Source organism: Kitasatospora sp. NPDC093558 (assembly GCF_040683475.1).
Taxonomy (GTDB): Bacteria; Actinomycetota; Actinomycetes; order Streptomycetales; family Streptomycetaceae; genus Kitasatospora.
Genome location: NZ_JBFBDY010000331.1, coordinates 1 through 7,014 on the forward strand (window position 1 = coordinate 1; position 7,014 = coordinate 7,014).

5 protein-coding genes are annotated in these 7,014 nt (G+C 71.9%); 2 read left to right on the forward strand and 3 right to left on the reverse strand.

The window, feature by feature from the left end; translation table 11 throughout:
• From AB0O00_RS25345 to AB0O00_RS25355, 3 genes are all read right to left on the reverse strand, one after another.
• A partial coding sequence (locus AB0O00_RS25345; protein WP_363655416.1) for a biotin carboxylase N-terminal domain-containing protein occupies nucleotides 1-645 on the reverse strand: 645 nt, incomplete at its 3' end.
• 18 nt (nucleotides 646-663) lie between these two features.
• Nucleotides 664-2,262, reverse strand: coding sequence for a carboxyl transferase domain-containing protein (locus AB0O00_RS25350; protein ID WP_363655411.1), 1,599 nt, complete (start codon nucleotides 2,260-2,262; stop codon nucleotides 664-666).
• Nucleotides 2,259-3,986 (reverse strand): acyclic terpene utilization AtuA family protein, encoded by a 1,728-nt coding sequence (locus AB0O00_RS25355; protein ID WP_363655413.1) that lies wholly within the window; start codon nucleotides 3,984-3,986, stop codon nucleotides 2,259-2,261. Before AB0O00_RS25355 ends, AB0O00_RS25350 begins: the two co-directional genes overlap by 4 nt.
• Before the next feature lie 419 nt (nucleotides 3,987-4,405).
• Here AB0O00_RS25355 and AB0O00_RS25360 point away from each other — a divergent pair, with 419 nt between their 5' ends.
• Nucleotides 4,406-6,478 (forward strand): ATP-dependent DNA helicase, encoded by a 2,073-nt coding sequence (locus tag AB0O00_RS25360; RefSeq protein WP_363655418.1) that lies wholly within the window; start codon nucleotides 4,406-4,408, stop codon nucleotides 6,476-6,478.
• Nucleotides 6,479-6,569: 91 nt separating this feature from the next.
• The coding region (locus AB0O00_RS25365) for an FAD-dependent oxidoreductase (protein WP_363655415.1) at nucleotides 6,570-7,014 on the forward strand (445 nt) is incomplete at its 3' end.

Consider the following 7,014-nt stretch of genomic DNA (forward strand, 5'->3'; position numbering starts at 1 on the left):
GTCGCCGACCGCCCAGACCGTGCCGTGCGCGTCGGCCATCAGCTGGACCTCGACGTGGCGCCCGGTGGGCAGGTAGCGCTCGCAGAACACCTCGTCGGAGCCGAAGGCCTTGGCCGCCTCGGCCTTCGCGGCTTCGATCTCGCCCGGCAGCTCTGCCAGCGAGCGGACGACGCGCATGCCGCGTCCGCCGCCGCCGGCGGCCGCCTTGACCAGGATCGGCAGGTCCGCCTCGGTGGGCTCGGTCAGGGCGTCGAGGACGGGCACGCCGGCCTGCGCCATCAGCCGCTTGGCGGCCGTCTTGGAACCCATCGCGGCGATCGCGGCGGGCGGCGGGCCGATCCAGGTGAGACCGGCATCGAGCACGGCCTGCGCGAACTCCGCGTCCTCGGAGAGGAATCCGTAGCCCGGGTGGACGGCGTCGGCGCCCGCGTCCAGGGCGGCCCGGATGATCAGGTCGCCGCGCAGATACGTTTCGGCAGGCGCGGCTCCCGGCAGCCGGACGGCGGCGTCGGCCTCGCGGACGTGCGGGGCGTCGGCGTCCGGGTCGGAGTGGACGGCGGTGGTCGCGATGCCGAGGGCGCGGCAGGTGCGGAACACCCGGCGGGCGATCTCGCCGCGGTTGGCGACCAGCAGGTTGGTGATCATCATGGCTGGGATCCCCTTCTACATCCGGAAGACGCCGTAGCCGCGCGCGCCCTCGACCGGCGCGTTGTGGATCGCGGACAGGCAGAGGCCGAGGACCGTCCGGGTGTCGCGCGGGTCGATCACGCCGTCGTCGTAGAGCCGGCCGGACAGGAACACCGGCAGCGACTCCGCCTCGATCTGCTGCTCGACCATCGCGCGGATCGCCGCGTCCGCGTCCTCGTCGTACGGCTGCCCCTTCGCGGCGGCCGACTGGCGGGCGACGATCGACAGCACGCCGGCGAGCTGCTGCGGGCCCATCACCGCGGACTTGGCGCTCGGCCAGGCGAACAGGAACCGCGGCTCGAACGCCCGCCCGCACATGCCGTAGTGGCCGGCGCCGTAGGAGGCGCCAATCAGCACCGAGAGGTGCGGGACGGTCGAGTTCGCGACGGCGTTGATCATCATCGCGCCGTGCTTGATGATGCCGCCCTGCTCGTAGTCCTTGCCCACCATGTAGCCGGTCGTGTTGTGCAGAAACAGCAGCGGGGTGTTGCGCTGGTTCGCCAACTGGATGAACTGGGCGGCCTTCTGGGACTCCGCGCTGAACAGCACGCCCTGCGCGTTCGCGAGGATGCCGACCGGGTAGCCGTGCAAGCGGGCCCAGCCGGTGACGAGGCTCGGGCCGTACAGCGGCTTGAACTCGTCGAAGTCGGAGCCGTCGACGATCCGGGCGATCACCTCGCGCGGGTCGAACGGCACCTTGAGATCGCCCGGGACGATGCCGAGCAGCTCCTCCCCGGCGTACTTCGGCGGCTCGGCGAGTGCGTCCGGGGCCGGGCCCGGCTTGCGGTGGTCGAGCCGGGCGACGATTCGGCGGGCGAGGCGCAGCGCGTCCGCCTCGTCGACGGCGAAGTGGTCGGCCAGGCCGGAGGTGCGGGCGTGCATCTCGGCTCCGCCGAGGGACTCGTCGTCGGCCTCCTCGCCGGTGGCCATCTTCACGAGCGGCGGACCGCCGAGGAACACCTTGGCGCGCTCCTTGACCAGCACGGTGTGGTCGGACATGCCCGGCACGTAGGCACCGCCGGCCGTCGAGTTGCCGAACACCACGGCCACTGTGGGGATTCCGGCGGCGGACAGGCGGGTGAGGTCGCGGAAGAGGGCGCCGCCGGGGATGAAGATCTCCTTCTGGCTGGGCAGGTCGGCGCCGCCGGACTCGACCAGGTTGACCAGCGGGAGGCGGTTGTCGAGCGCGATTTCGTTGGCGCGCAGGGCCTTGCGCAGCGTCCACGGGTTGCTGGCGCCGCCGCGGACCGTCGGGTCGTTGGCGGTGATCACGCACTCGACGCCCTCGACGACACCGATGCCGGTGACCAGCGCGGCGCCCACCGGGTAGTCGCTGCCCCAGGCGGCGAGCGGCGAGAGCTCCAGGAACGGCGAGTCCTCGTCGATCAGCAGCTCGATCCGCTCGCGCGCGAGCAACTTGCCGCGGGCGCGGTGGCGTTCGACGTACTTGGGGCCGCCGCCGGCCAGCGCCTTGGCGTGCTCGGCGTCGAGGGCAGCGAGCTTGTCGAGCATCGCGGCGCGGTGCTCGGCGTGGTCGGGCGCGGCCGGGTCGACGCGGGTGGGCAGGACGGTCACAGCGGTGGCTCCGATCCGGCGAGGAGGGTTTCGGGGACGTCGACGTGGCGGGAGCGCAGCCACTCCCCCAGTGCCTTGGCCTGCGGGTCGAAGCGGTGCTGGGCAGCGACGCCTTCGCCCAGCAGGCCGGTGATGACGAAGTTGAGTGCGCGGAGGTTCGGGAGCACGTGCCGGGTGACGGGCAAGTCCTCTGTCTCGGGCAGGAGTTCACGTAGCCGTTCGACGGTGAGGGTGTGTGCGAGCCAGCGCCAGCCGTCATCGTCGCGAGCCCAGACGCCGAGGTTGGCGTCGCCGCCCTTGTCGCCGCTGCGGGCGCCGACCACCCGGCCGAGCGGGGCACGGCGGGTGGGGCCGGCGGGGAGGGGCTCCGGAAGTTCCAACGCCGCGTCGATGTAAGGCGCTTGGTGGCTCTGTGCAGGGGGAATGTTCAGGTGCCGGCCGTCGGGGAGGACGGCGGTGTGCTCGACGGCCTTCGCGTCGACGTACGCGGCGGTGAACACCCCGTACGGCGCACCCGGCCCCGGCGGCGCGGTGAGGTGGAAGCCCGGGTAGCCGGCGAGGCCCAACTCCACGGCGGCCTTGCCGAGTTCGCGTCCGACCTTGGACGGGTCCGCATCCCGAGCGGTGAGGCGCAGCAGTGCGGAGGCGCCCTCTTCGGTGGGTGCGTCGGGGTGGTCGGTGCGGGCGAGCGTCCAGGTGAGCTCGGCGGGGCGCCGGGCGGGCGGGATGGCGGCCTCCAACTGGCGTTGCACGAGGGCGGCCTTGGCCTCGATGTCGAGCCCGGTGAGGACGAAGACGACCTCGTTGCGGTGGCCGCCGAGGCTGTTGAGGCCCACCTTGAGCGTGGCGGGCGGCGCCTCGCCGCGCACGCCGTCGATGCGGACCCGGTCGGGCCCCGCCTGGGTGAGGCGGACGGTGTCGAGCCGGGCCGTGACGTCCGGTCCGAGGTAGCGCGATCCCGTGGTCTCGTACAGGAGTTGGGCCGTGACGGTGCCGGTGGTGACGGCGCCGCCGGTGCCCGGGTGCTTGGTGATCACGCTGGAGCCGTCGGCGTGCAGCTCTGCGATCGGGAAGCCGGGCCGCGTCACGTCGTGCTCCCGGAAGAACGCGTAGTTCCCGCCGGTGGCCTGCGCCCCGCACTCCAGGACGTGGCCGGCGACGACGGCGCCGGCGAGGGCGTCGAGGTCGGCCGGGGTCCAGCCGAAGTGGGCGATCGCCGGGCCCGCGACCAGGGCGGCGTCGGTGATCCGGCCGGTCACGACGACGTCCGCGCCTTGCGCCAGACAGGCGGCGACGCCGAACCCTCCGAGGTAGGCGTTGGCCGCCAACAGGCCGTCGGGTAAGCCGAGTTCGGCGATGCGCGGGAGCAGGTCGTCGCCCTCGACGTGGGCCACGGCGGCGGCGATGCCGTACCGCTGGGCGAGCTTGCGCAGTTCGGCGGCGAGCCGGGCCGGGTTGAGCCCGCCCGCGTTCACGACGATCCGCACCCCGCGCTCGCGGGCGAGCCCGAGGCACTCCTCCATCTGCCGCAGGAACGTCCGCGCGTACCCCAGCGACGGGTCCTTCAGCCGGTCCCTGGCCAGGATGAGCATCGTCAGCTCGGCCAGGTAGTCCCCGGTCAGCACGTCCAGCGGCCCGCCGGTCAGCATCTCCCGGACCGCCGCGAACCGGTCGCCGTAGAACCCCGAGGCGTTCCCGATCCGCAAACCCGCACGCGCGCGCACCAATGCGCCTCCCCTGCCGGTGAGTTGACGGCCGCCCGACGGCCACCGCCGGGCAGCAGCGTGGCACCGGCCGGAGGAAAAAGCAATCACGCGTGCTTGTTTTCCGCCCCGAACGATCGGGTGACACCGAGGCTGGGAGACGGCCGGCCGATCGGCCGGGTCGGCTCGACGCAGGCCGGCAGCCGGGGGTGCGTTGAGGCGGTTCTCGTAAAAACATCGCCGACATCCAAGGGCGGGCTCGCCTATAAGGCATGCGGGCGCCGGGAACGCAACTGGCGATATACGGAATGCGCGATACAGCCAGCCGTCATTGATTCGGCCGGAAGGACATGGATTCGCCAAGTAAGTCAAGACTTACCTTTAGCGAACTTCGACCGTATGGTGTTGGCTCGAATCGAAGGAGCCTCCTGTTGTCGAAGATGAATGATCCCGCTGTGCGTGCAATTGAATCGGAGCGGGATTATGTGTCCTCCCTGTATGAGCTGGTCACCGAGCGGCTTTCCGTGGCGCGAGCCCACCGAGCGAGTTTGCTGAAGGCCCCGGCGGACAGCGCCGGTGAGGCATACGAGAGGGAAATCGCCGCCGAGCGTCTGGCCAGGGAAATCGGCCGGCTGGAGGGCGCCGAAAAGGGACTGGTCTTCGGGCGCATCGACTGGACGGATGGCACGGCCCTGCGCATCGGGCGGATCGGACTGCACACGGAGGAGGATGACCTGCCTCTGCTCGTGGACTGGCGCGCGAATGCGGCGCGGCCCTTCTACGAGGCGACACCGGTCCACCCGATGGGCCTGCGGCGGCGCCGGCACCTGCGTCTCGACGAGCGCACGGTCGTCTCGGTGAGCGACGAACTGCTGGACGGGACCGCCCCGACCGACGACGACGTCGTGGGGGACGGCCCGTTGACCGAGGCCCTGTCGGCCCGGCGCACGGGCAGGATGCACGCGGCCGTCGCGACACTGCAGGCCGAGCAGGACGAGATCGTCCGCTCCGCCCACCGCGGGGTGACCGTGGTGCAGGGCGGGCCCGGCACCGGCAAAACGGTGGTCGCCCTGCACCGGGCGGCCTACGTCCTGTACGCGTTCCCGCGCGCCGCGGAGGAGGGTGTCCTGGTGGTGGGCCCGAACGCCCGGTTCCTCGACTACATCTCCCAGGTCCTTCCCTCGCTCGGAGAGAACGACGTCGTTCTGGCGACCTGCCGGGAACTGGCCGGAGTGTCCACGGACGCGGTGGACCCGTTCAACACGGCGCGCTTGAAGGGCAGTTCCGACCTCGCCGACGCCCTGGCCGGCCTGCTGCGCGCCCACCAAGCCCCCGCCGGTGACTTCACCGTGCGGGTCGGAAGGGAACCGGTTCACCTGTCCGGCGAGGAAGTCGCCACGGCACGCGACGCCGCCGCGGCAGCCGTACCGGGGCACAACCCCGCGCGCCAGGTGTTCAGGGAGCTCCTGGTCGACGCCGTCATCGACGCGATGCAACGCGACATGGGCGACCTCCTGGAGCAGATCGACGCCGACGCCGCCATGATGACGGGCCTGGACCTCGACCGGTTCACGGGAGCCGCCCAGCGCCGTGCCGAAGGTGCGGCCGACCCGGGTCCGGCTCACGAGCTGGACCCGGACGCCATCCGGGCCGATCTCCTCGACGACGCCCAATTCGACCGAGCAGTCGAGGAGTTGTGGCCGCGGCTGGTACCCGGCGACCTCGTGAAGGCGCTTCTGACGGACGCCGGCGCTCTCGCCGAGTTCCTGCCCCGCCTCACCGCGCAGGAGCGGTCCCTTCTGCTGCGCGGTCCGGACGCCCCGTGGACCGATGCCGATGTGCCGTTGCTGGACGAGGCGGCGAGCCTGGTCGACGGCCCTCCCGAGCGGACGTACGGGCACGTCGTCGTCGACGAGGCGCAGGAACTGACCGCCATGCAGTGGCGGATGATCGTCCGCCGCTGCCCGGCAAGGGGGATGACGCTGGTGGGTGACTTCGCCCAGGCGGGCCCGGTCGCGACGGCACGCGGCTGGCAGGAAGCGCTGAGCCCCCACGTCGGACCGCGGTTCAAACTGCACAGCCTGACCGTCAGTTACCGCACCACGCAGGAGATCCTGGAGAGCGTGCGGGACCTGCTCGCGCGGATCGCTCCGGACCAGAAGCCCACACGGTCACTGCGGAGCGGCGAGAGCCCCCGCACCGTGACCACACCTCCGGACGGCATGGTCACCGCCATCGTTCGGGAACTCCGCGCCCAGAGCACCGCACACCCGGGCGAGCTCCTGGGCGTGGTCTGCGCGGACACCAGGGTGAGCGAGCTGACGGCCCGGGGCATCGCCCACCACGCACGCATCGTGCCGGCGTCCGAAGCACGCGGCCTGGAGTTCGACGGGGTCGTCGTCCTGAACCCCGAGGAGATCATCGCGGCCCGCCCCGGCGGGGAAAGGGACTTGTACGTAGCACTGACCCGGGCCACCAAGCGCCTCTGCACGATCACCGTCCAGCCCGCCTGACGAATCGGGCACCCGCGTCGTCGCCGGTTTGACGGGTGTAGATCATCCGACAGTAAGATCGCTCCGCAACACGACGCGAAGGGGAGCCTCAGTGGCGCGGGTTGCAGTGATCGGTGCGGGTATCAGTGGGCTGGGAACGGCCCTCATGCTGGGCCGGCGGGGCCATGTGGTGACACTGTTCGAACAGGACACACGGGCGGCCGGCGAGGACCTCGACCGGGACTTCTACGACTGGGCGCGGCCCCGAGTGCCCCAGGCCGACCAGCCCCACTCGTTCCTCGCCCCGGTGCGCACCGTACTGCGCACCGAGGCCCCGGACGTCTACGCGGACCTGCTGGCCCGAGGGGCCCACGAGTACCACGACTTCGACTGGTTCGACGAGCACCCGCCGCTGCGGGACGGCGACGAGGACCTGATCACGCTGCGCACCCGGCGCATCGTGCTGGAGGCCGCCCTCACCGCGGCCGTGCGGCGGGAGGCCGGCGTCGAGGTGCGGCGCGGCTGCCGGGTGCGCGGGCTCGATTTCGCATTCGGGG